Source organism: Ruegeria sp. HKCCD7559 (assembly GCF_013110575.1).
GTDB lineage: Bacteria > Pseudomonadota > Alphaproteobacteria > Rhodobacterales > Rhodobacteraceae > Ruegeria.
The window spans coordinates 795,565-820,795 of sequence record NZ_WVQU01000001.1; the positions used below are offsets into that span (position 1 = coordinate 795,565).

The following is a 25,231-nucleotide window of genomic DNA, read 5'->3' on the forward strand; positions in this document are numbered from 1 at the left end:
ATTTTCAGCCAGATGAAGGATCAAGAGCCTTGCGCCATGCGTTGGGCAAGCTTCAGAGCTTCGATCAGGCTGGTTGGATTGGCGATGCCTTTCCCGGCGATATCCAGTGCAGTGCCGTGATCTGGCGACGTGCGGATGAAGGGCAGGCCAAGGGTGACGTTCACACCCCGGTCGAAATCCAGTGTCTTGATCGGGATCAGGGCCTGATCATGATACATTGCGATCGCCGCGTCATAGCGGGCGCGGGCAGCGGCATGGAACAGTGTATCCGCAGGGTGCGGGCCCGTCAGGGTCGCATCTTCCGGGTTCAGATCGGCCAGCATTGGGGCGATCCAGTCAAGCTCCTCGCGGCCCATTTTACCGCCTTCGCCGGCATGGGGGTTCAGGCCGGTTATGGCGATGCGGGGGTGTTGTATGCCGAACTGGTCGCGCAGACCGCGCGTGGTGATTTCGATCGTCTCGCGCAGCAGGTCCGGCGTCAGCGCGGCGGGAACCTGCGCCAGGGGAATGTGGATTGTCGCCGGGACAACCCGCAACTGGTCGCTGGCCAGCATCATGACAACCCGCCGGGTGCCCGACAGCGCGGCCAGAAACTCGGTATGGCCGGGATAGGTAAACCCGGCCCCGTCGATCAGGGCCTTCTTGTGAATGGGCGCGGTGCACAGAGCGGCCGCTGCCCCCTCTTTCACAAAGTCGACGCCGGTTTCGATGGCATCGATCACCGATGGGGCATTGGCCGGGTCTGGCTGACCGGGCATGTTCGCAGCAGGAAAGTTCAGTTGCAGCACGGGCAAGGCCTGATCACAGACTGCAACGGCATCCGAAGGGGTTTGGATTTTCACAACGGGGGTGCCAGCAGGCAGGTGGCTGGCATCGCCGATAAAGAAAAACGGGCAGGTTTGGCGCAGCTCTGCCCATGCTTTGGCCGCGATTTCAGGGCCGATCCCGGCCGGTTCACCGCAGCTGAGCGCAATCGGGCGTGTCATTCCTGAACAATGGTGGCGTCAGCCCGCAGCTGCTCTACCAGGCTGGCCGCAAAGGCCTGTAGCCGCTGTTGCGCCAGTGCATTCGCGACATCCGCCCGCGAGGTGTTTTCGCCCAGGTTGCGGGTGCGGTTGCACAGCATCAGGAACACCAGCGTCTGCCCGTTGTTGCGGGTCAGGTTTGTTGACACTTCGAAGCGATCCAGCTTGGCCAGTTCCACGGCGAAATCGCGTGGTACTTCTGACGGGCTGGCTTCGATACGGTCCAGGACTTCGACGGGTTGATCCTTGGCGATTCCGTACAAGTCGTCGCAGGTGTCGATCTCCTCCCGCAGGGCGGCAGCCTGTGCCAGAGCCTCGGCGCTGCGGCCGCCCGGCAGGTAATAGGCCGCATAGTCAAGTTTGGAGATAGCCGGCGCAGCGGTCGCCACCTCGCGCAATCCGCGCAATTGAAACAGGGCGACGGCGTTTGGCAGGCTGATGGGATCGGTGATCTCACCGTTCTGGAGCCCAAGAATAACCGGTTGCAAGGCAGGAGGCAGGTTGGAGATATTCAGCCAGTCCAGACGTCCGCCTTCGTTGCGGGTGGCCGCTCCGGAATATTGCGCCGCTGCGGCTGAAAACGCTTCGATAGTTTCAAGTCGCGAAATCTCTTCCGCCAGCAACTCGGTCTGTGCAACGGTTTGCGGGTTCACCGGGATGATGATCTCGGACAGCAGGACCTGAAGGCCGCCGCCACCGGTTTGTCCCAGCGCGCGATCAATCTCGTCTTCGGTCGGACGGGCCTGCGACAGGTAGCGCGAGCTGATATAGTCGCGCCAGGCCAGCTGATCTGCAACATAATCACGGACAGTTTCCGGGTCGACGCCTGCCTCACCCAAAAGTTGCAGGAACTGTTCGGTGGACAATTGCCCGCGCGAGGCGAACTCGTCGATCCCCAGTTGTACGGCTTCCGGGGCAGCTTGCACGCCCGCTTCGCGCATGGCCTGCTTGCGCAATTTTTCTTCGATCAGGGCTTCCCTGACGTCAGCCTCATTGCCGCCGGGCAAACCCAAAACATTCAGGAATTGCAGGCGTTGTTCCAGCTCGTACCAGGTGACGATGTCCTGATTCACGCGGATCGCTGGCGAGAACAGGCTTTGGGCGCTGACCTGCGGCGCCGATAAAGCGAGGAAAACGGCGGCCAGTGCCGGCGTGACCGGTTTGTGCCAACCGGAACGGAGAAACCTGGAGAAACCTGATATCAACTGCATTTTCTCTTGTATGTGTTACCACCGCCTTCAAGGGCGTATCCTGTCAGCGATAGGGTAAAGCCGAATTCTGTCGAAGGCTCAATAGTGGATGTTGAAGTAAAGCGTCTGCTTACGGACATGTTAACCTGAACACATTCATTCTGGTAGGTTACACCAAGCCCAAGCCGGATTGGCTCTGACTGGTTCAGATCATAGCGTGCCTCGGCATTCGTAAGCCAGTTCTGGTCGACCTGATAGCGGCCCAGAAGCCAGATTTCCGAAATTTCTTCCGCAATGTTTTCCGCCGGATCCGGTTCCTGCCAGATATAGCTTCCGGACAGGCCGGCAAATTCAGAAGCCCAGGCCCCGCGCAATTCAGCTTTGACGAAACTGAAATCGCTGTCGATCAGACCGCGCCCGCCAAGCGACCAACCGTTGGCCGTGGTGACTTGTCCCGCCACCAGCAAGTCGGACGTGGTGCCCTGCAACCCGGATGTCAGGGTGAAATTCGGGTCGGCATCCGCCCGAAACACCTGACCCACCGTTACGAGCGCCTGCTGTCCGTCTGCACCATAGCGCGCCCAGTTCAGGCCGATGACCCCTGTGGCACCGTCTTCGCGCTGATCTTCGGCAGGGAAACGGGACAGGGCCAGCAGGTTACCCTGATCGAATTCCTGAAACGTGCTTTCATCATCTGGCGCATCAGTGTCCGAGACATGGGTCCATCCCAACTGCGCGATCGGTTCCAGAAGCTGAACCGCGCCGGTTTTTTCGCGACGGGTCATCGGATAGCGAAGCGTCAACGCCGCGCGCGGGGTCGAGCGGGTCACATTGCTGGGAAAATTGCTGTCATGGCGTATATTGAACGTATCCACCGATGCGCCCAGCGTCGCGTCCGCGCGCAGCCCCGATGCAAATGTCCAGCTTCGCAACCATTCGGCATCAACAGTTGCCCTTGCTATGTCACGGCCAACGATATCGGCGTCGCTGGTGCGTTCATGTGCGTGGCCGATAAAAGCCAGCCGAACCTCGCCGCCAAGCGCGCCCGGAAAGAATCGCTTTTCATAGTTCAGGTCGAAGACGCGGGATGGGATTTCGTCCTGATTTTCACTTTCACGCAGAGTTTTGTAATGGATCAGGCTTGTTTTGAATGCGGTGTCTCGTTTGATCCGTTCCAGCGCTATCTCGCTGCGCAAACGGTCCAGATCCGGCAGCCCGTAGTCAACCAGATAGGCGTCGTCCGAGGTGGTTTGCAGATCGAATGTCAGCCGGAAATCATTCTTCAGGTTGAACCAACCGCCGGCGAACAGATAACCGCGATCCTGATCGGGCTGGACGTCATCTCGGGTATAGGCCCCTTCAAGCTGAATGCGCCCATTCACGAACGCCTGGCGATACCGATATCCCAGCGTCGTGGTCTTGGCCGACAGATACGGCGTCAAGGTCAGATCCTTGTGGTCCCCCAGCTTGAAGAAATAGGGAACCTGTACCCCCGTTCCCAGTTGTGAGGTGCTGCGGATCGATGGCACCAGAAAGCCGGTTGCGCGCTCCAATGTCGGATCCGGCAAGCGCAGATAGGGGAAATAGAATACCGGATAATCAAGCACCCGAAGCTGCGCGCCTTCAAAGTACAATTGCCGCTCCAATTGGTCGTGGGTGACCTTGCGGGCGCGGATCTGCCAAAGGGGTGGCTTACCGTTGGTGCAGACATGGCAGGAAGTGGCCGAGACCTTGCTGAACTGCGTATAGCGACCCGCGGCCCGTTTCGCCTGAACCGAGGCAATCTGGATCTGCTGATCGAAAACCATCCGGGCACCAATCAACAGACCGTTCTGGATGCCGCTGTCCAGCTGTCCGGAATCGGCCAGAAGGGTCGACTGCCCCCCCTGATCAATGCGAATGGGCCCCTCCAGTGTCAGCTCACCCGTTTCCCGGTCATAGGTGACACGTTGGGCCGACAGCTTGGTATCGCCCTGAAAGGCTTCGACATTGCCTTCGGCCACCAGTTTTCTGTCGGGTGTGATAAAGACCTTGTCGGCAACCAGAAGGGCGGGTTCGGCCTGTGACTGCGCAGCTTGCGGGTCAGGCTCAGCCGAGGTGGTTTGCGCCGCCAGAACCGTCGGTGCCGACAAAGCGATTGCGCTGGTCAGCAGCAGGGAAATCATGTTCCGCATCAGCCGTCCTCCGCGTGAAGAAGCAGACCAAGGGACAGCAGGATGGCGGCGAAGGGCGGCGCCCAGGCCGCGATATAGATGGGCAATTGTCCGTTTTCCCCGAGGATTTGCGCAAAATTGCGGACGAAATAGATGGCAAAGCCAAGCAGTACGGCCGTCAGAACGGCAATTCCGGTACCGCCGAACCGAACGTGACGCATGGTGAACGCAGCCCCGATCAACACCATCGAAACTAGAAAGAACGGCCTGGCCAGTTGCACCTGCAACCAGACTTCATATTGCTTGGTCGAAAACCCGGCTTCACGCAGATCCTTGATCAGTTGCGGCAGGTCAAAAACCGACACTGAATCCTGTTGCCCCAGCGTGTCCAGAATCCGCTGCCGCGTCAGCGAGGTTGGCAACTCCAGCCGTTCATGTTCCACCGAGCTGGTTTCGGGGTTCTGCCCATTCTGCAAATTCCAGATCTTGGCCCGGGACAAGACCCAGTTTTCGTCTTCCAGCACGGCCCTGTCGGCGACGATCTGCTGGGTGGGTTTGCCGTCGCGCGCGAAGGTGATGATGGTCACGCCGTCCAGGCCAAGAGCATCCCCGTTCGAGGTGCCCCGGGCGTGGATGACAGCCTGACCGTTTTCCGCCGACTGACGCAGCCAAAGGCCTTCGCTGCTGATCGAAAGCGCTGAACTGCCGTTGTTGCGATAGGAATCAGACAGGCGTTGGAATTCCTGGGATGTGGCCGCCGCGATGGGGTTCAGCAATGCCACAGCAAGCGCACCGATGATCAGGGCCAGAGCCGCTGGCGCGACCAGTGCGCGGATACCCGAGCGACCCGTGGCGCGGGTCACCACGAGTTCAGAGGTCCGTGCCAGCCCGACGAACAAGGCAATGGTGGACAGAATGACCAGCAGGGGCAGCATTTCACTGATGGCGGCCGGTGTGTTCAGAAGCGTCAGGTGCAGCAATTGGCCGAAGGACAGGTCGACTTGGTCAAATCGGCGGATCTGTTCGATCAGATCGATGAGAATCATTAAGGTCAGAAAAATACCGCCGATGACCAGAAAGCTCTGAAGAAAGCGGCGGGCGAAATAGCGGTCGAGGATCACAAGACTGCCCCCGCCAAGCCTTTTGCGCCGGAAAACGGGCCGAAATCGCGCATGCATGTCTTCCTGCGCGACGGCGTATGCCTGCCCTCTCGTGTCACGTCTTTCTCCCCCGAGCCTGCCGGTTATTTTTGCGGGACCTTACTGCAATTGAAACGCGGGGAAAACTGCTATCTGGTCAAGTCGGGCGGCGCGGGCTAGGTCTTGGGGAACAGAATTCGAGGAGTTTGCAATGAGCAGTCTGATACCGGTCCGCTTTCAGGAGTTTGACTTGGATGCGATGGCGCAGGCCGAAGGGCGGGTGGCCATCATCATTTCGTCGGACGGAAAAATGAACCCTGCGGCGCGCCGGGCCAATCGCCTGACGAAAGGCGCTGTGGCGCGGCTTGTCGAAAGTGAGAAATTCGGAAAGTCCAAGACCGGCGATGTTATCTCGATGGCCTGGCCGGCTGGGATGGCGGCCGAAGCGCTGGACGTCGTGGTGCTGCCGCGCCGCCCGGAAGCCGATGAGGCCCGCAAGGCTGGTGCCGCGTTGGTCAAATCAGCGGGTGGCAAGGACATGCTGGTGATGGTCGGCAATCAGGCGCAGACCGAAAACCTGGCCCTTGGCATGGTGCTGCGCAGTTATGATTTCAACGCGCACAAAACCAAGGACAGCGAAGGCAGCGGTTCGATTACGATAGGACATTCGAAACCCAAGGAAGCCGAAGTAGAGTTTGCACCGCTATACGCGATTGCCGACGGTGTGCGGATGACGCGTGATCTGACCAACGAACCTGCAAATGTTCTGACGACCACGGAATTTGCCGATCGTCTTGTCGAGATGCAGGAGCTGGGCCTGGAAGTCGAAGTTCTGGAAGAGGACAAGCTGGTTGAACTGGGCATGCGCACTTTGTTGAGCGTCGGGCAGGGCTCTGCCAGCCCGTCCAAAGTCGTCGTGATGCATTGGAATGGTGGCGACAGGGACGATGCGCCCTTGGCTTTGGTGGGCAAGGGCGTGGTTTTCGACACAGGTGGCATTTCGCTGAAACCGGCCGGTGGCATGGAAGACATGACCATGGACATGGGCGGCGCGGGCGTTGTCGCGGGCACGATGCGTGCGCTGGCCAAGCGCAAGGCCAAGGCCAATGTGGTGGGCCTTGTCGGGCTGGTCGAGAACATGCCTTCGGGCAATGCCACCCGTCCGGGCGATGTGGTCAAGTCGATGAAAGGCGACACGGTCGAGATCATCAACACCGATGCCGAAGGCCGATTGGTTCTGTGCGACGTGATGTGGTACGCGCAGGAGCGGTTCAATCCGGTGGGCATGATCGATCTGGCCACCCTGACCGGAGCGATCATCATCGGGCTGGGTCATGAGAATGCAGGTGTGTTTTCCAACAATGACACATTCTGTGACGCCTTCCTGAAATCGGCCCGGGCCGAGGATGAAGGCGCGTGGCGGATGCCGTTGGGCGATGCCTATGACAAGCTGCTCAAATCGCGCATCGCCGACATGAAAAACGTCGGTGGCCGTCCGGCGGGCTCGATCACGGCGGCGCAGTTTCTGCAACGTTTCGTGAAAGAGGATACACCCTGGATCCATCTGGATATCGCGGGTGTGGCCTCGGTGGCGTCCGAGACATCCTATGCGCCCAAAGGTGCTACGGGCTGGGGTGTGCGCGCGCTGAGCCGGTTCGTGCAGGACAATTTCGAGTAAGCGAATGGGTGCTGTCTATTTCTACCATCTGACCCGCCAGCCGCTGGAGCACACCTTGCCTGTGCTGCTGGACAAGGCGCGACAGGCCGGGTGGAAGATTGCCGTGCGGGGCACCGATCCCGCACGGATGGACTGGCTGGATGAAAAGCTGTGGCTGGGCCCCGAGGACGGGTTCCTGCCGCATGGTCGCGAAGGCGGCCCGCATGACGCCGAGCAGCCGATCCTTCTGACCACCAGCGCCGAGGCCCCCAACGGCGCGGTGTGTGTCATGGCGGTGGACGGCGCGTCGATCGAACCCGAAGAAGTGTCGGTTCTGGAGCGGGTTTGCATTCTGTTCGACGGCAATGACGACATGGCCGTGCAGCACGCGCGCGGGCAGTGGAAGGCGCTGACCGGCGCCGGATGCGCCGCGCAATACTGGTCGGAGGAGTCCGGGCGGTGGGAAAAGAAGGCCGAAGCCTGACGGGCCGTGCCATTTATCAGGAGATTTGAGGATGCAGATAAAGCCTCTGGGCCGCACCGGGATTGTCGTGAGCGATCTTTGCCTCGGGACGATGACGTTCGGGACGCAGACCTCGGAATCGGATGCGCACCGGCAGATGGACATGGCGCTGGACGCGGGGATCAACTTTGTGGATGCCGCCGAGATGTATCCGGTGAATCCTGTCGCCAAAGAGACAATTGGTCGTACTGAAGAAATTCTTGGAAATTGGAACGCCGCAAATTCGTCGCGCCGGGCGGATTTCGTATTGGCGACCAAGCATTCAGGTGAGGGGTTGTCATATGTTCGCGACGGTGCGCCGATCACGGCCAAGACCATTCCTGAGGCCATCGAAGGGTCTTTGCGGCGTTTGCAGACGGATTACATCGATCTCTACCAGTTCCACTGGCCCAATCGCGGCAGCTATATGTTCCGTCAAAACTGGGATTATGCGCCTTCGGGCCACAATACTGCGGACGTTCTGGAAAATATGCAGGAGTGTCTGGGGGCCTTGCAGGTTCAGGTGGAGAAAGGCAACATCTGCGCTTTTGGTCTGTCGAATGAAAGCGCATGGGGTACGGCGCAGTGGCTGAGACTGGCCGAACAGACGGGCACACCGCGAGCGGCGTCCGTGCAGAATGAGTATTCGTTGCTGTGCCGTCTGTTCGATACCGACATGGCCGAGCTGAGCGTACATGAAGATGTCGGCCTGATGGCGTTTTCACCCCTGGGCACCGGGCTGCTGACCGGGAAATATCAGGGCGGGGCCGTGCCGGACGGCTCTCGTATGTCGCTTTCGCCTCAATTGGGCGGGCGCAAGTCTGACCGGGTTTTTGATGCGGTCGCGGCCTATATGGATGTTGCCGCGCGACATGGCCTGGATCCGACCCATATGGCGCTGGCCTGGTGCCGCTCGCGACCATTCATGATGTCGGCGATTTTTGGCGCGACCACGGTCGCGCAGCTTGAACACGTATTGGCCGGTGCGGATTTGACGTTGTCAAACGAGGTGCTGGCCGAGTTGGACGCTGTCCACAAGGCGCACCCGATGCCGTACTGAGGCGAGGGGGCTCTGCCCCCGGCACGCTGCGCGTGCCTCCCCCGGGATATTTCTGGCCAGATGAAGTTGGGTCCGGTCAGTGATGGGTGGGGTGCGCGCGCTCTTGCCTGAGGTCGCGTGCCGATTGACCGTGGGCGGTGCGGAAAGCGCGGGCAAAGCTGGATTGCGAGGAAAAACCGGTGGCCAGCGCGACATCCATCAGTGGAAGGTCGGTGTCGGTGACCAGACGGCGGGCCTCGGCCAGGCGCAGTTGCAGATAGTGATCCTGCGGCGTGGTGTTCAGGCGAAGGCGGAACTGTTGTTGCAGGGTGCGCGGGCTGGTGCCCAGCTGGTCAGCGATATGGGCCAGTGGCAGGGGGTCATCCAGGGATGCCTGCATCAGCGAATTCGCCTTTGACGTCAGCGCGGTGTGGCGGTGTGGTACGCCGGTGCGGCTTTGCGGTGTGCCCGGGTCCGGCGCGCCATCATAGAGGAACAGGCCCGAGACACGGGATGCGAAACCCGCGCCATGACGGGCGGCGATGATGTGCAGCATCATCTCGACAGCGGGAATCGCGCCGCCAGAGGTCAGGCGACCGTCCGAGACAGTAAAGCGGTCGGGGCGCACGTCGACGTCGGGGAAGCGGGAAGCGAAATTTTGCAGGTCTTCCCAGTGGGTCGTCGCAGGGTGACCGTCCAGCAGCCCTGCCTCGGCCAGCAGCCAGGGGCCGCCGTCAATCCCGGCCATCGTCGCCCCGGTACCGGCAATGCGGCGCAGCCCGGCCAGCAGGCTGGGAGTGGCGTGGCGGGCCAGTTGGAAGCCCGCGACGACAATCATAAGGTCGCAGCCTTGCAGGCGAGAGAGCGGGATGCCGGGCACTTGCAGGGCGCTTGTCAGCATCGCGGGTTCGGCTGTGGCGGTCACATAATCCCAGTCAAAGGCGGGCCGGTCCGCCAGACGGTTGGCAGCGCGCATCGGATCGACCGCCGAGGCGAAGCTGAGCGTGTTGCATTCATCCAGCACCAGAACGGCGGTTTTCAGGGCCCGATGTTCGGGTTGCAGTATGTTTTTTGCGGATTGCATCAAGTTCGATTCGCATTCTGCCAAGTGGTTTTCCCAAAGCTGCGCCAGAGTCGGGGCAGAACGCAAATCGGAATCCGGGGAGAAGCCTGGGGAAAACCCAAGGCAAAACCGGGTATAACTTGGGGAAAACGCCATGCCTCTGGAAATGAACCGCGAAGTCTTCATCACCTGCGCCGTGACCGGCTCGGGCGGGACACAGGATCGCAGCCCTCATGTGCCACGTTCACCGAAGCAAATTGCCGACAGTGCGATTGCCGCCGCGAAGGCAGGTGCGGCCGTGGTGCACTGCCATGTGCGCGACCCCGAAACAGGCGCCCCGTCGCGCGATCTGGCGCTGTATCGTGAGGTGACCGATCGGATTCGGGATGCCGAGGTGGACGCAGTGCTGAACCTTACGGCTGGCATGGGCGGAGACATGGTGTTCGGCGGCATCGAAAACCCGCTGCCACTGGCCCAGGCAGGAACAGATCTGGTTGGCGCGACCGAGCGTGTGGCGCATGTGGCCGAATGTCTGCCCGAAATCTGCACGCTGGATTGCGGCACGATGAACTTTGCCGAGGCGGATTACGTCATGACCAACACGCCCGGCGCGTTGCGGGCTATGGGGCAGATGATGACCGATTTGGGCGTGAAACCCGAGATCGAGGCCTTTGACACCGGCCATCTGTGGTTTGCCAAGCAACTGGTGAAAGAGGGAATTCTAGAACCCAACGCCCTGGTTCAACTGTGCATGGGCGTGCCGTGGGGCGCGCCGGATGATCTGAACACCTTCATGGCGATGGTAAACAACGTGCCCGATGACTGGACCTTCAGCGCGTTCTCGCTGGGGCGGCATCAGATGGCCTATGTGGCGGCCTCGGTGCTGGCGGGCGGCAATGTGCGCGTGGGGCTCGAGGACAACCTGTGGCTGGACAAGGGTGTGCTGGCCGAAAACTGGCAACTGGTCGAACGCGCAGGCACCATCATCGAGAACATGGGCGCGCGGGTGATCGGGCCGCAGGAAGTGCGTGAGAAGCTGGGGCTGGTCAAACGGGCGCCCAAAGGTTGACCTGTTTGCGTCCCTTGCCATGACCGGTAAGTGCAGGGGTGCCAGCAAAAGGAAGTGAGCAATGCGATCGGTGCTTGTAATCTGCGCGACGGTTCTGGCCGTATGTCTGCCCCGGGTCGGGGTGGCACAGACCGCGGAAGACCCTTTGGCCCGCAAGGACTGCGAAGCCAAAGGGGGAAGCTATGAGAAGGGCGGGCGGATACGGCAGTTTATCTGCTTTGAACCTTTGCCCGACGCTGGAAGCTCCTGTGAAAAAGCCTCTGACTGCGCAGGGTTCTGCCTGTCGGACACCAAACAATGCAGCGCGGTGACACCGCAATTCGGATGCATTCCGCATCTGGATGAGGCGGGGCGCGCGCAGGTAATCTGTATCGATTAGAGGACAGCATGACAAAGACGGCAGCAATTATCGGGGGCGGTGTCATCGGCGGCGGATGGGCCGCACGGTTCCTGCTCAATGGCTGGGACGTTCGGGTGTTCGACCCGGACCCTGAAGCAGAACGCAAAATAGGCGAAGTGCTGGACAATGCGCGGCGATCCCTGCCGGGGCTGAGTGACGTTCCATTACCGGCCGAGGGCGCGCTGAGCTTTCATGGCGACATGGCCGACGCCGTACAGGGCGCGACGTGGATCCAGGAAAGCGTGCCAGAGCGGCTGGACTTGAAGCTGAAGGTTTACAAGGGCTTGCAAGAGGACTGTGATCCAGATGCGATCATCGGGTCATCGACCAGCGGGTTCAAACCATCCGAGCTTCAGGACGGTGCTTTGCGGCCCGAACAGATCGTCGTGACGCACCCGTTCAACCCAGTCTATCTGCTGCCGCTGATCGAGCTGGTGCCGACCGACAAAAACCCACCGGAGATGATTGAACGGGCCAGGGAATTGCTGACCTCGGTTGGTTTCTTTCCGCTGCATGTCAAGAAAGAGATCGACGCGCATATCGCCGACCGCTTTCTGGAAGCCGTCTGGCGCGAGGCGCTCTGGCTGGTCAAGGATGGCATTGCCACCACCGAAGAAATCGACGAGGCGATCCGAATGGGCTTTGGCATCCGCTGGGCACAGATGGGATTGTTCGAAACCTACCGCGTGGCCGGAGGTGAAGCGGGAATGCGGCACTTCATGGCTCAGTTCGGGCCAGCCTTGAAATGGCCCTGGACCAAACTGATGGACGTGCCGGAATTCACCGATGAACTGGTCGACCTGATCGCCGATCAGTCAGACGCGCAATCCGGAATGCATTCAATCCGGGAACTGGAACGCATTCGCGACAACAATCTTGTTGGCATGATGCGGGCCCTCAAGGCGCAGAATTATGGTGCGGGGGCGGTGCTGAACCAGCATGATGCGCTGTTGAAACCGGGTGCCCTGCCGTCGCTGGATCAGGCGGATCTGAGCCAGCCGATCCTGACCCTGTCCCGCGCCGTTCCATTGGACTGGACGGATTACAACGGCCACATGAACGAAGCCAAGTATCTGGAAGCCTTTGCGGCCGCCACGGACCGTTTCATGGAGATCATCGGTTGCGATATGGAGTATATCGCGTCGGGTGGCAGCTATTTCACTGCCGAGAACCACATCCGTTACATCGACGAGGTCCATGCAGGGGCGAAGATCGACGTGCGCACGCAGATGCTGTTGGGGCAGGGCAAGAAGCTGCATGTCTTTCACAGCATGTATGAAGGCGACAAGCTGTTGGCCACGGGCGAGAGCTTTCTGCTGCACGTCAGCCTTGAAACCCGCCGTCCCAGCCCGCCGTCGCCCAGGATCGAAGCCGCGATGGCGCGGATTGCCGAGGCACAGGCCGGTTTGCCTTACCCTGAAGGGGCGGGTGCTGCCATTCGGACGCCATCGTGACCCGGCGCGTATTGGTAACAGCCGGGGCATCGGGTGTCGGTCGAGCCTTGGCCGCGGCGTTTGACGCCGCCGGTTATGATGTCTGGGTGACGGATATTGACCAGTCAGCCCTGGATATCTTGCCCGACCATTGGGTGGCGCACAGGGCTGATGTGACAAATGAGGCCGACATGAGCGCGGTGTTTCAGGCTGTCGGGGCCGCAGGCGGGCTGGATGTTCTGTGCGCAAATGCCGGAATCGCCGGGCCGACCAGCGCGATCGAGGATATCGATCTGGATGCATGGCGCGCCTGCGTCGCGGTCAATCTGGACGGGGCCTTTTTGGCCGCCAAGCACGCAGCCCCTATGATGAAGTCGGCGCGGGCGGGCAGCATCATTCTGACCTCTTCGACCGCCGGTCAGTACGGCTATCCGTTCCGAGCGCCTTATGCCTCGGCCAAATGGGCGGTCATAGGGTTGATGAAAACGCTGGCGATGGAACTTGGGCCGCTGGGCATTCGCGCAAACGCCATTTGCCCGGGTGCCGTGGAGGGCCCGCGCATGGAAGGTGTCTTGGCCCGAGAGGCAGCCGCCAAAGGCATGACCCGCGATGAGGTCTATCAGGGCTATGCCTCGGGCACCTCTATGGGGCGCTTCGTGGAAGCGCAGGATATCGCCAATATGGCCGTCTTTCTGGCTTCGGACGCAGCGCGGCTGGTGTCTGGGCAGGTGATTGCGGTGGATGGGCACACGGTCAATCCCGACCCAAAACTGTAGGTCAGCCCTGATTTGGTCCTCGGATCTGGCGGATGGTCTGACGGACCGCCTGCCAATCCTGCGCCTCTTTCTGGTTTCCGGCGGCTTCGCATTCACGCATTTTCTGCGCGGCTTCCGCCTCGGCCCGGTCTCCGTGCGCGGCATACAGCGCGCGCGCGTATTGAGCGGTTTGAATTGCGTCCATTCCTGTGGTCCTCCGTTTGTGATCGGAATGCCCGTTGGTTCGCGCCAAGGGACGATAGCACAGGTTTTGCGCCGCTGCATCAATTCTTGCCGGATACAGCCGTTCTGAGTTGTCGCAAGTGGTCCGGGAAGTCGCGGGCGGCCACATCGGCCTCGCGCACAAGTGTGTCGAAGTGCCGTGAAAACGTCTCGATCCGGTCCCGGTCTCGGAACGCCATATAGTGACTGCCTGCATAAAAAACGCACAGCAGCGGCCCGAAAATCGTTACAGGGGCTGAATAAAGCCGTTTGGCATCGAACAGATAGACACGCATTCGGGGATAAAGCTGTTCACACAGCTCCAGCAGATGATCGATCTGCTCCTGACGAATTTCCGGGCAAAGGCCATGGTAATACCCCGTGCCGCTTGCAAAGCTTTCAATCTCGAACAATGGCATTGCAATTTCGTAATCAGACTGCGCACTGCGCATCCAGGCCAACCTGTCTTCGGACGCACCGATGGCCTGATCCGCCGTGCGCCCCAAATGGGGGGCATATTCCCACTCCAGCACCGCGCGCGTCTTGAGCATGTCGGGCAGGGTGGCCGGAACATAGCGGATCTTGTACCCGGCGGCTTCTTTGTGCCAGTCGAAAATCCGCTCATCGACCAGGGCGCGGGGCGCTTCGGTAATGGACAGGGAACTGGCCAGAATCTCTGCCGCGCTTTCCGGCCTGTCGGACAGGCCCAGCAACCAGTCGGCCGAAACGCCCAGTGCCGCGGCGCAGCCACCCACAACATGCGCATTGGGAAGACGCGCGCCATGATCGGTCAACAACTGAGATACGGTTGATCGGTCCACGCCGATATGGCGCGCAAGCGCGCTTTGGCTGACGTGACGGTCCTCCATCGCGCGGGCAAGGCGTAGGCGGAATTGAGCGGCGCGGTCGCGTTTGTCGATATTTTCCTGCATAAGATGAAAAATATCACAAGTGATGAGTTTTGTTAATCATATACAGAATTTTCAGCACGCGCACTGAACGGTAACCCCTTTGTAAAAGCAAAAAGAATGGGGTTCGAAATGGAAACGCGGCGAAGATCTGTCGTGAAAGCAATCGTGTGGAATGTCATGGGGCTGGCGACCATGACGCTGGTGGGCCTGATCGCCACAGGCTCGGCCGCCGTCGGCGGGGCATTGGCGCTGGTGAATACCGCCATCGGCCTGACGCTTTACATTGTCTATGAAAGAATTTGGGCCGGAGTTTCGTGGGGGCGCAATGGCTGAGCCCTCGACACCCAAGTCGCCCGAATGGGGTACATTTGCCCTGATCGTCGGCTGCTATGCCGCATGGCTGGTCGGGCTGTTCTGGTTGGCGGATGTTTCGCTGTGGTTGACGGCGCTGGTTTTGGGCTTTGTTGCCGCCCTGCATTCGTCTTTGACACACGAAGCCCTGCATGGGCACCCGTTCCGAGCCAAATGGCTGAATGAGGCGCTGATGGCGCTGCCGCTGACCTTGGCCATTCCGTATAACCGTTTTCGCGATCTGCATTTGGCGCATCATCAGGATGCCACTTTGACCGACCCGTATGACGACCCCGAATCCAACTATCTGGATCCCAAGGTTTGGGCGGACCTGCCGCGCGGCGTGCAGGCTGTGCTGGCCCTGAACAACACGCTTCTGGGGCGGATGGTTCTGGGTCCGGCCATTGGGCAAGTGCTGTTTCTGCGCGACGAATGGCGGGGGCTGCGGCGCGGCGACAGGGCGATCCTGCTGGCCTGGACTTTGCACATCCCCGGCGGGGTTGCGGTGCTGTGGATCGTTGCACAATCGGCCATGCCGATCTGGGCCTATCTGATTTCGGCCTATATCGGGCTGGCGTTGCTGAAGATCCGCACGTTTCTGGAACACCGCGCGCACGAGAAGTCCCGCGCGCGGACCGTTATTATCGAAGACAGCGGGCCGTTGGCGTTTCTGTTTCTGAACAACAACCTGCATGTTGTACATCATATGAATCCCGCCGCGCCATGGTATCGGCTGCCGTCGTTGTATCGGGATGGCAAAGACAGGTATCTGGCCTGCAATGAGGCGTATGTTTACCGCTCTTATGCACAGATCTTCCGGCAGTACCTTCTACGCGCCAAGGACCCGGTGCCGCATCCGCTCTGGCCAAAGTCTTGATTTGACGACACAACAGGTGACATGAGTCTCTGGATCCCTGTCACCATCGCCGCCGCCAGTTTTCAGACTGTGCGGTTCATGCTGCAAAAATCCTTGAGCAGCGTGAAACTGTCCGCCGCCGGCGCGACCTTTGCGCGATTTGCGTATTCCATGCCGCTGGCCGTTGCCGGGCTGTTTGTGGCGATGCTGACAACGGGCGCCAGCTTGCCTCTGATTGGCGGAGTGTTCTGGCTGTACGCTGCCATCGGAGGCACGGCGCAAATCCTGGCGACGATCTGTGTTGTGGCGTTGTTCAAACAACGAAACTTTGCGGTCGGGATCACCTTCAAGAAAACCGAAGTCATTCAGACCGCGATCGTCGGCTTTCTGGTTTTGGGCGACAGCGTTTCCAGCGGCGCGCTGGTTGCGATCTTGTTGGGGTTGATGGCGGTGCTTTTGCTGTCGAAAACCCCCGGAGGAGGCGGCGCCTGGTGGCGGCATCTGACCAACCGCGCGTCCCAATTGGGGCTTGGATCAGGGGTTTTGTTTGCGTTCTCCGCCGTCAGCTATCGCGGGGCCTCGTTGCAATTGGGTGATGTCGACGCCTGGTTCCGGGCATTGATCACCCTGGCCGCCGTCGTGACGTTTCAGTTCGTCAGCATGGGCCTGTGGCTGTTGTGGCGCGACCGGGCCGAACTGCGCGCGGTGTGGCAGACCCGATCCACCGGCGTGTTTGTCGGCCTGACCAGTCTGGGCGGTTCGTTTTGTTGGTTCTGGGCCTTCACCCTGCAAAACGCAGCCTATGTCAAAGCGCTGGGGCAGGTAGAGCTGATCTTCAGCCTGATGGCCTCGATCCTGTTTTTCCGCGAGACGATCACCCGGCGAGAAATCGCCGGGATGTTGCTGTTGGGTGTCTCTATACTGGCCTTGGTGCTGGCGATTTAGCCGGCACGACGCTCGTCAAAGCTCAGGGCAATAAAGCTGGGCAGGTGATCGCCCATACCCACCACGGCCCGGCCATTGTCTTCCTTGCGCCCACGGCCACGCCCTTTGGGCTCTCGCTCTTTCCGGGTGTCTTTCCTGGCTTCGGAGTCCCGGGCTTTTTTCTCGGGCTTCGGCTTTTCAGGCTTGGGCTCTTCCTTGACCGGATTGTCGATGCGCGGGATGTCCTTCTGGATCAGCTTTTCGATCGCGGCCAGGGCTTTTTCATCGCGGACCGAGCAGATCGTGATGGCCTTGCCTTCGCGCCCGGCGCGACCGGTGCGGCCGATACGGTGCACGTAATCTTCGGGGTGGCCGGGGACGTCGAAATTGAACACGTGGCTGACGGCTGGAACATCCAGACCGCGCGCAGCGACGTCGGACGCAACCAGTAGACGCAATGATCCGTCGCGGAACCCGTCCAGCGTCTTCATCCGTTGCGATTGGTCCAGATCGCCATGGATCGCGGCAGCGTCATAGCCGTATTTCTTCAGCGATTTCGCGCAGATATCGACATCTGTCTTGCGGTTGCAGAAGATGATTGCATTGGTGCACTTTTCGCCCTCTGCGTCGATCAAGGCGCGCAGCACGTTGCGTTTCTGGCTTGCTTCACGGTCCCGACGGCCGCCTTTGAACATGACAACGCCCTGTTCGATCGTCTCGGATGCGGTCGCTTGCCGGGCGACTTCAACCCGGGCAGGGGCGGACAGGAAAGTATCCGTGATGCGCTCGATCTCGGAAGCCATGGTCGCCGAGAAGAACAATGTCTGCCGCGTGAACGGCGTCAGCGAGAAGATGCGTTCGATATCAGGAATAAAGCCCATATCCAGCATCCGGTCGGCTTCGTCTACCACCATGATCTGAACACCGGTCAGCAGCAGCTTGCCACGTTCGAAATGGTCCAGCAGGCGGCCCGGAGTTGCGATCAGAACGTCGACGCCGCGGTCGATCAGCGCCTCTTGCTCTTTGAAGCTGACACCGCCGATCAACAACGCCTTGGTCAGTTTCAGGTGCTTTGTATAGGTGTCGAAATTCTCGGCCACCTGAGCAGCCAGTTCCCGCGTCGGACACAGGACCAGCGAGCGCGGCATGCGCGCGCGGGCGCGGCCACGGGCCAGCAGGGTGATCATCGGCAGTGTGAAGCTGGCGGTCTTGCCAGTGCCGGTCTGGGCAATCCCCAAGACATCACGGCCTTCCAGAGCGGGCGGAATCGCGCCTTCCTGGATCGGAGTGGGGGATTCGTATCCGGCCTCTTCAATGGCTTTGAGGACCTTCGGGTTCAGGTTCAGTTCGTTGAATTTTGTCATGTATGTCCGGTTTTTGCGGACACTTGACCAGGCCCGCGCGTCAAAGATGTGCCGGGCCCGGATGGCCATGCGCATAATGCGACATTTCGGCTTGTACGCGGACATAACAAAAACGTTGATCGGGGTCAAATGAAGAGAATTTCACCTGTCCCTGCCTGTTGTCTGCGGTGAATTTCAGCAACAATTCAGCAACTTCCGGGAAAGTGTTTCTGTAGTTTTTCGTCCAGGTTCAAAGGGCGGTGGCGCAGCAGGCCGTGGCGTTCCAGGTTGGCGCGCACCTCTGCGTCCGCGCCACTCATTTCATTGTAGAACGCGCGCAGCCCGTCCATGCCCTGTTCGGCCTCGATCCAGTTGAGCAGTTCATTCTTGTTCAGCCCGCCCTGTTCGCGCGGAACATTCGGAGCCATGCCGGCCTGATACGAGCCACGATCCATACGGAACTGGTAATGTGCTATCCAGTGGTTCCAGTCCGGCGCATGACGATGGCACAGATCGATCTGGGCAAGCTCGAATTTGCAGGGCAGCAGCACCTTGTTCTGAAACAGGTTGTGGATGCGGATGCTTAGGTTTTTCAAGCCGGTGCGCACGAACAGCTTTCCCTGAACGTGACTCAGGAAACCGCCCATGACGAAGGCGCCGTAATTCGGGTAAATGGTCTCGACCAGCGCTTCGCGGTTCGGGCCACGCGGGATATGAGCTTTGTACAGGTCATCGCCCCCGGCCAAGGCCTCCAACGGGCGTACACGCACCGCGGGAACCGTGTCTGGAACATCGCGCAGAACATCAGAAATGGGGGCCGCCGGCCAAAGAAACTCATCCACATCGATATGTGTCAACCAATCCAGCCGGGTGTTTCGATAGGCAAAAGTGGCGTGAACCGACTGGCGCACCTGATGCTTTTCCGGTCGTGCGCGTCCGCGTTTTTCCCAAAAGGCGTCATCACAGTTACGGACCCGGACCTTGGGATGCATTCTCAGAGCCCTGAACGTGCGGCGGTTGGGTTCGTCCATGTAGATATACATGAAATCCGCCCCCAGTTCGAGGTGATGGGCTACGAACCGAAGGACGTCTTCGGTTGGCCCCCGGACCATGGACACAATGCCCCAGGTGGTCATTTGTGCGGTGCGCGGGCGTCGCGCATGCGTTTCAGGCGTCGAAAAATTCCACCTGGGTCCTTGTTCAATTGGATCATCAGGTGATCCACCAGCGGCGCAATCGTGGGATCATTCATCGCCCTGGTCCAGATCGGAGCGATGAGATTGATGTCAAGCCCGCCTTTTTCAAAGGAAAAGCCTTTCATCTGATAGGGCAGCGGGACGTGGTTCCTGTCCTTGAACTGAAACGGCGTTTCCGGGGCCAGCCCCGAGAAGAGCCGCTCGAACTCATACAGCTTCATCATGCTGAAGAACACGCGCAAGGCATGTCCGACCTCGCGCTGTGTCGGCGTTTGACCGTGATCCGCAAAAGTCTGAACAGACGACACCAGCCAACGCAGGTCGAGGGCGGAAAGAAGATGGTCGGATTGTTCGTCCCACAGCCGGCAGTACAGCGCAGGGGCCTGACGCGGAAAGGAGCGTTTTCTGAGGTTCGAGATCAGCTGGGCGTTCAGGAAGGCAAGCTCTGACTTTCCGACGAATTCCCGCGCGATCTGAACGCGTTTGCGATCCCAAGTGGTGCTGCGCCCGGGCGGCAATTCGGTGGCGGTGTCGGGCACGGTGAGCTTGGCCAGTTCTTCCAGATTGACGTCAAGCTCGGGCAGGGTCAGGGTGCCGAACTGAAACGGGCTGCGCCGGTTCTCATAGCTGTCCAGCATGTCGGGCAGGCCACCGGAATAGGTCAGTTTGTCGTCACTCATGCGCGCAGGATTGCACAGCCAAACCTGCCTGTGCAATCAGACAGTTGCCTCAGGTCATCATCTCTTTTGTCGCGGTCAGGTTCAGCGCGGGATAGTCACGGACCACCCGATCGATATCCCATTGCAGGCGCGTCAGATAGACGATGTCGCCGTCATGATCATGCGCGATGTGCTGCTTGTTGGCGTTGACGAACTTTTCGACCTCGGCCTTGTCACCACTTACCCAGCGGGCCGAGGTGAACTGCGATGCTTCGAACCGTACCGGCAGGCCATATTCCATCTCGATCCGGCTGGCGAGCACTTCGAACTGCAACGCGCCCACGACCCCCACGATAAAGCCCGAGCCGATCGAAGGCTTGAACACCTTGGCCGCACCTTCCTCGGCGAATTGCATCAGGGCTTTTTCCAGATGCTTGGCTTTCATCGGGTCGCCCGCGCGGACGCCTTGCAGAAGCTCCGGCGCGAACGACGGAATGCCGGTCACCCGCAGCGCTTCGCCTTCGGTCAGCGTGTCACCGATGCGCAGCTGCCCGTGGTTGGGAATGCCGATGATGTCACCGGCCCAGGCCTCTTCCGCCAACTCGCGGTCAGAGGCCAGGAACAATACGGGGTTCGAGATCGCCATCGGTTTCTTGCTGCGCACATGGGTCAGTTTCATGCCGCGCTTGAAGTGGCCGCTGGCCATGCGGACAAAGGCCACCCGGTCGCGGTGCTTGGGGTCCATGTTGGCCTGAACCTTGAAGACAAAGCCTGCAACTTTCTTTTCATCTGGGGAAATCTGGCGGGGTTCAGCGGATTGAACCTGTGGCTGCGGGCCATAGGCGCCGATGCCTTCCATCAGTTCCTTGACGCCGAACGAGTTGATGGCGGAGCCGAACCAGATCGGGGTCATGTGGCCTTCCAGAACCGCCTGCGGGTCAAGCGCAGGCAGCAATTCGCGCGCCATCTCGACCTCTTCCAGCAGCTTATCCAGCAGATGCTCGGGGACGTGTTCGGCCAGTTTGGAGTCGTCCAGCCCGTTGATCTCGATGCTTTCGGCCACCTTGTTGCGGTCGGCGCGGTCCATCAGTTCCAGCCGGTCGCGCAGCATGTCATAGCAGCCGATGAAGTCGCGCCCCACGCCGATGGGCCAGGCGGCGGGCGTGACGTCGATGGCCAACATTTCCTGAATTTCGTCGATGATCTCGAACGTGTCGCGGCTTTCGCGGTCCATCTTGTTACAGAAGGTCAGGATCGGCAGATCGCGCAGGCGGCAGACCTCGAACAGTTTCTGCGTCTGGCTTTCCACACCTTTCGCGCCGTCGATCACCATGACGGCCGCGTCCACGGCTGTCAGCGTGCGATAGGTGTCTTCCGAGAAATCGCTGTGGCCGGGTGTATCCACCAGGTTGAACCGGAAGTTCCCATAGTCGAACGACATCGCTGAGGCCGAGACCGAGATGCCGCGATCCTTTTCCATCTGCATGAAGTCCGACCGGGTCCGCCGCGCCTCGCCCTTGGCACGCACCTGACCGGCCATCTGGATCGCGCCCCCGTACAGCAGGAACTTTTCCGTCAGCGTAGTCTTTCCCGCATCCGGGTGCGAGATGATGGCGAATGTCCGGCGCCGGGCGATCTCGGGCGGCAGGGTGGGTTGGTTCGAGGTATCAAGCATGAGCGCGCGTATATGCGGGGAATCCTGCCGAAGCAAGACAAAGGGTCTGGTACGAATCATGGGTCTGTGGCAAAAAGAACATATAGTGAACAAATGATGGAGTGGATCAATGAATTTGAAAGAGATTGCCGATGAACTCGTGGCTGGTTGCCGGGAAGACCGGGCCAAAGAAAACCTGTCCAAGCTGTATGCGCCGGATGCGGTGTCGGTCGAAGGGCAGGATTTTCAGGGAATGGGTCGGGAAACCAAAGGAATCGACGCCATCCGTGGCAAGCATGAGTGGTGGGAAAGCGCGCATGAAGTGTCTGGTGCGTCCGTCAGCGATCCGCTTCCTCATGGCGACGACCGTTTTGCCGTGATTTTCGAAGTGCAGGGCACCGTGAAGGAAACCGGCGAAGCGTTCGATATGCGCGAAGTGGGTGTTTATCACGTCGCCGACGGCAAGATCATCCGGGAAGAGTTCTTCTATTGATCGATGATCCGTTTCTGGTCTTCCCTGTCTGGCCGGTGCTAGACATGCGGCGATGACTGACAGGGAGGATCCGATGGATCTGGGAATTCAAGGAAAACGCGCGCTGGTCTGTGCCAGCAGCAAAGGATTGGGTCTTGGCTGCGCCGAGGCGCTTGCCGCGGCTGGCGTGAATCTGGTGATGAACGCACGCGGCCCCGAGGTGTTGGAGGCTGAAGCCGCACGCCTGCGGTCAGAGCACGGCGTTGAGGTGCAGACCGTGGCCTGCGACGTGACCACGCCCGACGGTCAGGCGCAGGTGATCGAGGCCGCGCAGGGCGTTGATATACTTGTGACAAATGCCGGCGGACCGCCGCCCGGATCGTGGTCGGACTGGGAGCGTGATGATTTCATCAAGGCGCTGGATGCCAACATGTTGACGCCGATTGCATTTATGAAGGCCCTGCTTCCCGGAATGATGGAAAAGGGTTGGGGCCGGGTGGTGAATATCACCTCGCAATCCGTGCGTGCGCCAATTGCGGTTCTGGGCCTGTCAAACGCGGCGCGTACAGGTCTGACGGGCTATGTGGCCGGAACCTCGCGTCAGGTGGCTCCACACGGGGTGACCATCAACAACCTGCTTCCGGGCATCCATGCCACGGACCGAGCGGATTCTCTGGACAGCGGTGTGGCGGCGCAACAGGGTATTTCAATTGACGAAGCGCGTTCCAACCGAGCGGCGACGATCCCGGTCAGGCGCTATGGTTCGCGGCAGGAGTTTGGTGCGACCTGCGCGTTTCTGTGTTCGCAACATGCGGGCTTCATCGTTGGCCAGAATATCCTGCTGGACGGCGGTGCGACCAACCTGACGATGTGATCATGGCGCAGGGGTTTTCGTTGAAAGATCAGTTGTTCAACGCTGAGAAAGTCCGCTTTCTCAGCGACTTGTTCTTGGATGCTGAACCGGGCTTCGACGCCTCTGCGTTTCAGGCACAGGTCATGTCGCGCCTGCCTGAACTGGAACTGAAACAGCGTATGAGCTGGATCGCGACATGCCTGCAACAGGCCGTGCCGGGCGACTTGCCGACAGTCGCCCCGGTGATTTTACGGTCTTTGCCGCCTCCGCTGGACCCTGCCAGATCGGATGATGATTTTGGCGATTTCATTTTCGCGCCGCTGGGTGAATGGGTCGCGGCCATCGGGCTGGATCACGTCGATCTGTCTCTGGATGTGTTGGAGGAGCTGACGCAGCGGTTTTCGATGGAATGGGCCATTCGGCCTTTCCTGAACCATGCCCCAGACAGGGTGCTTGGGCGGATGCAGGACTGGTGTACCCACGGCAGCTATCACGTGCGCCGATTGGTCAGCGAGGGAACGCGGCCCCGTCTGCCATGGGGGCAGGGCATTGATCTGGGTCTGACGGACCCGTTGCCGCTGTTGGACAGGTTGCACGGCGATCCAACCCGGTATGTGACGCGGTCGGTGGCCAACCATTTGAATGATATCACCAAGAAAGACCCGAGCCTGGTGCTGGGGCGTCTGGACAAGTGGCGCACCGAGGCGCGACAGACCGCGGCAGAGCTGGAGTGGATGACCTCTCATACGCTGCGCGGATTGGTCAAGGCCGGGCACCCTGAGGCGATGAAGATGCTGGGATATGACCCTGATGCGGATATCGCCGTGACAATTGATCTGAGTTCCGAGGCCCGTATCGGCGAAGCGCTGGAGTTTTCCGTTGATCTGACCGGGGCAGGGAAACAACCGGTTCTGGTGGATTATATTATTTATTTTCAGCGCACTGCGGGAAAAACATCACCCAGGGTGTACAAGCTGAAACAGGCGGCTTTGAACAACGGCAGGCTCACGTTGGCCAAGCGTCACAGGCTGAAGGGTGATGCCTCTACCTTCAGGCTGATCCCCGGCGCGCATCGGCTTGAGGTTCAGGTGAACGGCGTTGTCCGTGCCGGTGTGGACTTTGAGTTGCTGGAGTAGTTGGGTGCAGGAACACTCACGCTTTCGTCAGAACGACCGTGGCCGGATTGCGAATGCAAGGCCACTGCACTAGCTGCGTACAGGCTAGCATGACGGGGAACAGCGATGAAACACGATTCGGTACGGAATTATTATGGTGAAGTCCTGCAAAGTAGTGCGGACTTGCAGACCAACGCCTGTTGCACGCCTGACGACATACCGGATCATCTCAAGCGGATTTTGTCCAGGATTCATGACGATGTGCTGACCCGATATTACGGGTGCGGTCTGATCGCGCCTCTGGATCTCGAGGGCATGTCGATCCTCGATCTTGGCTGTGGGGCGGGGCGCGACGTCTATGCGCTGTCTGCCATGGTTGGTGAAAAGGGCCGGGTCGTCGGTGTGGACATGACGCCCGAACAACTGGACGTTGCCCGCGCGCATCAGGACTATCACGTCCAAGCCTTTGGGCACGCCAAAAGCAATGTGGAATTCCATCACGGCTATATCGAGACGCTGGAGGAACTGGATCTGGAACCCGGATCGTTCGACATCATCGTCTCGAACTGCGTCATCAACCTGGCGACCGACAAGGATGCCGTGCTGCGCGGCGCGCATCGGTTGCTGAAAGAAGGCGGCGAGATGTATTTCTCGGACGTCTATGCCGACCGCCGTGTCCCGCAGGCGATGGCCGCGGATGAGGTTCTGTATGGCGAATGTCTGTCGGGTGCATTGTACTGGAATGACTTTCTGTCGATGGCGCGCAAGGCAGGTTTCGGTGATCCGCGCCGGGTGACGCACCGCCCGCTGACCATCGAGAATCCTGCGCTGGAGGATCGTGTTGCCCCGCTCAGATTCCTGTCGGCGACCTACCGTCTGTTCAAGCTGCCGGAGCTGGAACCGACCTGCGAGGATTACGGCCAGGCGGTGGTCTACAAAGGCACCGTTCCCAACGCGCCGCATGCGTTTGTTCTGGACGATCACCATGTCATCGAAGCCGGCAAGGTCTTTCCGGTCTGCGGCAATACCTGGATGATGCTGCGGGACACGCGGTTTGCCCGCCATTTCGACTTTATCGGCGATTTTTCCACCCATTTCGGCATTTTCGAAGGCTGCGGCGGCGAAAGCCCGTTCGAGGCAACAGGCGAAACCGCATCATCCGGCGGTTGCTGCTGATCTCTTGCACCTGAAGGGCGGGGTTGCTATCCCCGCCCAAGCCCGATGGATTTGATCGGGAAAGGCAATGGGGT

General features: G+C 60.0%; 25 protein-coding genes. 14 read left to right on the plus strand and 11 right to left on the minus strand.

The features are described 5' to 3' along the window. Window positions 1–20: 20 nt before the first annotated feature. The 4 genes from pdxA to lptG are packed head-to-tail and all read right to left on the minus strand — an operon-like array spanning window position 21 to window position 5,489. Window positions 21–986 carry a 4-hydroxythreonine-4-phosphate dehydrogenase PdxA gene (pdxA, locus tag GS605_RS04015; RefSeq protein ID WP_171723135.1) on the minus strand — a complete coding sequence of 322 codons (966 nt, stop codon included), beginning with the start codon at window positions 984–986 and terminating at the stop codon, window positions 21–23. Further along, on the minus strand, window positions 983–2,236 hold the full coding sequence (locus tag GS605_RS04020; RefSeq protein ID WP_171723136.1) for a peptidylprolyl isomerase: 1,254 nt from the start codon (window positions 2,234–2,236) through the stop codon (window positions 983–985). The genes pdxA and GS605_RS04020 overlap by 4 nt, the downstream gene beginning before the upstream one ends. Then, on the minus strand, window positions 2,227–4,389 hold the full coding sequence (locus GS605_RS04025; RefSeq protein ID WP_171723137.1) for an LPS-assembly protein LptD: 2,163 nt from the start codon (window positions 4,387–4,389) through the stop codon (window positions 2,227–2,229). Before GS605_RS04025 ends, GS605_RS04020 begins: the two co-directional genes overlap by 10 nt. Further along, on the minus strand, window positions 4,389–5,489 hold the full coding sequence (gene lptG / locus GS605_RS04030) for an LPS export ABC transporter permease LptG (RefSeq protein WP_171723637.1): 1,101 nt from the start codon (window positions 5,487–5,489) through the stop codon (window positions 4,389–4,391). The genes GS605_RS04025 and lptG overlap by 1 nt, the downstream gene beginning before the upstream one ends. A 229-nt stretch (window positions 5,490–5,718) precedes the next feature. Here lptG and GS605_RS04035 point away from each other — a divergent pair, with 229 nt between their 5' ends. Genes GS605_RS04035 through GS605_RS04045 form a run of 3 tightly spaced genes read left to right on the plus strand, consistent with a single transcriptional unit; the run spans window position 5,719 to window position 8,726 of the window. Beyond that, complete coding sequence (locus GS605_RS04035) at window positions 5,719–7,185, plus strand: leucyl aminopeptidase (RefSeq protein ID WP_171723138.1); 1,467 nt, start codon at window positions 5,719–5,721, stop codon at window positions 7,183–7,185. Between the two features lie 4 nt (window positions 7,186–7,189). Beyond that, a complete protein-coding gene (locus tag GS605_RS04040) occupies window positions 7,190–7,648 on the plus strand; it encodes a DNA polymerase III subunit chi (protein WP_171723139.1) in 459 nt (152 codons plus the stop codon). Window positions 7,649–7,679: 31 nt separating this feature from the next. Further along, a complete protein-coding gene (locus GS605_RS04045; RefSeq protein ID WP_171723140.1) occupies window positions 7,680–8,726 on the plus strand; it encodes an aldo/keto reductase in 1,047 nt (348 codons plus the stop codon). A gap of 76 nt (window positions 8,727–8,802) precedes the next feature. Here GS605_RS04045 and GS605_RS04050 read toward each other — a convergent pair whose 3' ends face one another. After that, window positions 8,803–9,789, minus strand: coding sequence for a GlxA family transcriptional regulator (locus GS605_RS04050; RefSeq protein ID WP_171723141.1), 987 nt, complete (start codon window positions 9,787–9,789; stop codon window positions 8,803–8,805). 133 nt (window positions 9,790–9,922) lie between these two features. Between GS605_RS04050 and GS605_RS04055 the strand changes: the two genes are divergently transcribed. The 4 genes from GS605_RS04055 (at window position 9,923) to GS605_RS04070 (ending at window position 13,446) form a co-directional block, all read left to right on the plus strand. Next, a complete protein-coding gene (locus tag GS605_RS04055) occupies window positions 9,923–10,837 on the plus strand; it encodes a 3-keto-5-aminohexanoate cleavage protein (protein WP_171631999.1) in 915 nt (304 codons plus the stop codon). A 61-nt stretch (window positions 10,838–10,898) separates the two neighbouring features. Then, on the plus strand, window positions 10,899–11,216 hold the full coding sequence (locus GS605_RS04060) for a hypothetical protein (RefSeq protein WP_171723142.1): 318 nt from the start codon (window positions 10,899–10,901) through the stop codon (window positions 11,214–11,216). Between the two features lie 8 nt (window positions 11,217–11,224). Next, window positions 11,225–12,691 (plus strand): carnitine 3-dehydrogenase, encoded by a 1,467-nt coding sequence (locus tag GS605_RS04065; protein WP_171632005.1) that lies wholly within the window; start codon window positions 11,225–11,227, stop codon window positions 12,689–12,691. Continuing rightward, a complete protein-coding gene (locus GS605_RS04070; protein ID WP_171723143.1) occupies window positions 12,688–13,446 on the plus strand; it encodes an SDR family oxidoreductase in 759 nt (252 codons plus the stop codon). The genes GS605_RS04065 and GS605_RS04070 overlap by 4 nt, the downstream gene beginning before the upstream one ends. Window position 13,447: 1 nt before the next feature. Here GS605_RS04070 and GS605_RS04075 read toward each other — a convergent pair whose 3' ends face one another. Further along, complete coding sequence (locus GS605_RS04075; RefSeq protein WP_117868740.1) at window positions 13,448–13,630, minus strand: hypothetical protein; 183 nt, start codon at window positions 13,628–13,630, stop codon at window positions 13,448–13,450. Between the two features lie 79 nt (window positions 13,631–13,709). Further along, window positions 13,710–14,579, minus strand: a complete 870-nt coding sequence (locus GS605_RS04080; protein WP_171632011.1) for a helix-turn-helix domain-containing protein — start codon at window positions 14,577–14,579, stop codon at window positions 13,710–13,712. Window positions 14,580–14,687: 108 nt separating this feature from the next. Between GS605_RS04080 and GS605_RS04085 the strand changes: the two genes are divergently transcribed. The 3 genes from GS605_RS04085 to GS605_RS04095 are packed head-to-tail and all read left to right on the plus strand — an operon-like array spanning window position 14,688 to window position 16,710. Beyond that, a complete protein-coding gene (locus GS605_RS04085) occupies window positions 14,688–14,891 on the plus strand; it encodes a DUF2061 domain-containing protein (protein WP_171167827.1) in 204 nt (67 codons plus the stop codon). Continuing rightward, window positions 14,884–15,786 (plus strand): fatty acid desaturase, encoded by a 903-nt coding sequence (locus GS605_RS04090; protein ID WP_171723144.1) that lies wholly within the window; start codon window positions 14,884–14,886, stop codon window positions 15,784–15,786. Before GS605_RS04085 ends, GS605_RS04090 begins: the two co-directional genes overlap by 8 nt. A 21-nt stretch (window positions 15,787–15,807) precedes the next feature. Further along, entirely contained in the window at window positions 15,808–16,710 is a 903-nt protein-coding gene (locus tag GS605_RS04095) for an EamA family transporter (RefSeq protein WP_171723145.1), read from the plus strand. On the opposite strand, the gene GS605_RS04100 is transcribed toward GS605_RS04095, so the two are convergent. From GS605_RS04100 to GS605_RS04115, 4 genes are all read right to left on the minus strand, one after another. Next, a complete protein-coding gene (locus GS605_RS04100) occupies window positions 16,707–18,053 on the minus strand; it encodes a DEAD/DEAH box helicase (protein WP_171632019.1) in 1,347 nt (448 codons plus the stop codon). The two genes, GS605_RS04095 and GS605_RS04100, sit on opposite strands and share 4 nt — an antisense overlap. 185 nt (window positions 18,054–18,238) lie before the next feature. Then, on the minus strand, window positions 18,239–19,168 hold the full coding sequence (locus tag GS605_RS04105) for a glycosyltransferase family 2 protein (protein WP_245223405.1): 930 nt from the start codon (window positions 19,166–19,168) through the stop codon (window positions 18,239–18,241). Then, entirely contained in the window at window positions 19,165–19,908 is a 744-nt protein-coding gene (locus tag GS605_RS04110) for a hypothetical protein (RefSeq protein ID WP_171723146.1), read from the minus strand. The genes GS605_RS04105 and GS605_RS04110 overlap by 4 nt, the downstream gene beginning before the upstream one ends. A 49-nt stretch (window positions 19,909–19,957) precedes the next feature. After that, window positions 19,958–21,562, minus strand: a complete 1,605-nt coding sequence (locus tag GS605_RS04115; RefSeq protein ID WP_171723638.1) for a peptide chain release factor 3 — start codon at window positions 21,560–21,562, stop codon at window positions 19,958–19,960. A gap of 109 nt (window positions 21,563–21,671) precedes the next feature. Between GS605_RS04115 and GS605_RS04120 the strand changes: the two genes are divergently transcribed. The 4 genes from GS605_RS04120 to GS605_RS04135 all read left to right on the plus strand — a co-directional run bounded on the left by GS605_RS04120 (window position 21,672) and on the right by GS605_RS04135 (window position 25,157). Next, window positions 21,672–22,034: a nuclear transport factor 2 family protein gene (locus tag GS605_RS04120; protein ID WP_171362741.1), complete on the plus strand. Its 363-nt coding sequence runs from the start codon at window positions 21,672–21,674 to the stop codon at window positions 22,032–22,034. A gap of 73 nt (window positions 22,035–22,107) precedes the next feature. After that, complete coding sequence (locus GS605_RS04125) at window positions 22,108–22,887, plus strand: SDR family oxidoreductase (RefSeq protein ID WP_171723639.1); 780 nt, start codon at window positions 22,108–22,110, stop codon at window positions 22,885–22,887. A 2-nt stretch (window positions 22,888–22,889) separates the two neighbouring features. Then, window positions 22,890–24,002 (plus strand): hypothetical protein, encoded by a 1,113-nt coding sequence (locus tag GS605_RS04130; RefSeq protein ID WP_171723147.1) that lies wholly within the window; start codon window positions 22,890–22,892, stop codon window positions 24,000–24,002. Window positions 24,003–24,107: 105 nt separating this feature from the next. Further along, window positions 24,108–25,157 carry a methyltransferase domain-containing protein gene (locus GS605_RS04135; protein ID WP_171723148.1) on the plus strand — a complete coding sequence of 350 codons (1,050 nt, stop codon included), beginning with the start codon at window positions 24,108–24,110 and terminating at the stop codon, window positions 25,155–25,157. Window positions 25,158–25,231: the final 74 nt, after the last annotated feature.

Coding starts and splice junctions, on each gene's coding strand:
- GS605_RS04135 (WP_171723148.1), top strand. CDS start 24,108: ATGAAACACGATTCGGTACGGAATTATTATGGTGAAGTCCTGCAAAGT.
- GS605_RS04085 (WP_171167827.1), top strand. CDS start 14,688: ATGGAAACGCGGCGAAGATCTGTCGTGAAAGCAATCGTGTGGAATGTC.
- GS605_RS04045 (WP_171723140.1), top strand. CDS start 7,680: ATGCAGATAAAGCCTCTGGGCCGCACCGGGATTGTCGTGAGCGATCTT.
- GS605_RS04065 (WP_171632005.1), top strand. CDS start 11,225: ATGACAAAGACGGCAGCAATTATCGGGGGCGGTGTCATCGGCGGCGGA.
- GS605_RS04090 (WP_171723144.1), top strand. CDS start 14,884: ATGGCTGAGCCCTCGACACCCAAGTCGCCCGAATGGGGTACATTTGCC.
- GS605_RS04095 (WP_171723145.1), top strand. CDS start 15,808: ATGAGTCTCTGGATCCCTGTCACCATCGCCGCCGCCAGTTTTCAGACT.
- GS605_RS04075 (WP_117868740.1), bottom strand. CDS start 13,630: ATGGACGCAATTCAAACCGCTCAATACGCGCGCGCGCTGTATGCCGCG.
- GS605_RS04050 (WP_171723141.1), bottom strand. CDS start 9,789: ATGCAATCCGCAAAAAACATACTGCAACCCGAACATCGGGCCCTGAAA.
- GS605_RS04060 (WP_171723142.1), top strand. CDS start 10,899: ATGCGATCGGTGCTTGTAATCTGCGCGACGGTTCTGGCCGTATGTCTG.
- GS605_RS04130 (WP_171723147.1), top strand. CDS start 22,890: ATGGCGCAGGGGTTTTCGTTGAAAGATCAGTTGTTCAACGCTGAGAAA.
- GS605_RS04125 (WP_171723639.1), top strand. CDS start 22,108: ATGGATCTGGGAATTCAAGGAAAACGCGCGCTGGTCTGTGCCAGCAGC.
- GS605_RS04100 (WP_171632019.1), bottom strand. CDS start 18,053: ATGACAAAATTCAACGAACTGAACCTGAACCCGAAGGTCCTCAAAGCC.
- GS605_RS04035 (WP_171723138.1), top strand. CDS start 5,719: ATGAGCAGTCTGATACCGGTCCGCTTTCAGGAGTTTGACTTGGATGCG.
- GS605_RS04120 (WP_171362741.1), top strand. CDS start 21,672: ATGAATTTGAAAGAGATTGCCGATGAACTCGTGGCTGGTTGCCGGGAA.
- GS605_RS04110 (WP_171723146.1), bottom strand. CDS start 19,908: ATGAGTGACGACAAACTGACCTATTCCGGTGGCCTGCCCGACATGCTG.
- pdxA (WP_171723135.1), bottom strand. CDS start 986: ATGACACGCCCGATTGCGCTCAGCTGCGGTGAACCGGCCGGGATCGGC.
- GS605_RS04105 (WP_245223405.1), bottom strand. CDS start 19,168: ATGACCACCTGGGGCATTGTGTCCATGGTCCGGGGGCCAACCGAAGAC.
- GS605_RS04115 (WP_171723638.1), bottom strand. CDS start 21,562: ATGCTTGATACCTCGAACCAACCCACCCTGCCGCCCGAGATCGCCCGG.
- GS605_RS04080 (WP_171632011.1), bottom strand. CDS start 14,579: ATGCAGGAAAATATCGACAAACGCGACCGCGCCGCTCAATTCCGCCTA.
- GS605_RS04040 (WP_171723139.1), top strand. CDS start 7,190: ATGGGTGCTGTCTATTTCTACCATCTGACCCGCCAGCCGCTGGAGCAC.
- GS605_RS04025 (WP_171723137.1), bottom strand. CDS start 4,389: ATGCGGAACATGATTTCCCTGCTGCTGACCAGCGCAATCGCTTTGTCG.
- GS605_RS04020 (WP_171723136.1), bottom strand. CDS start 2,236: ATGCAGTTGATATCAGGTTTCTCCAGGTTTCTCCGTTCCGGTTGGCAC.
- GS605_RS04055 (WP_171631999.1), top strand. CDS start 9,923: ATGCCTCTGGAAATGAACCGCGAAGTCTTCATCACCTGCGCCGTGACC.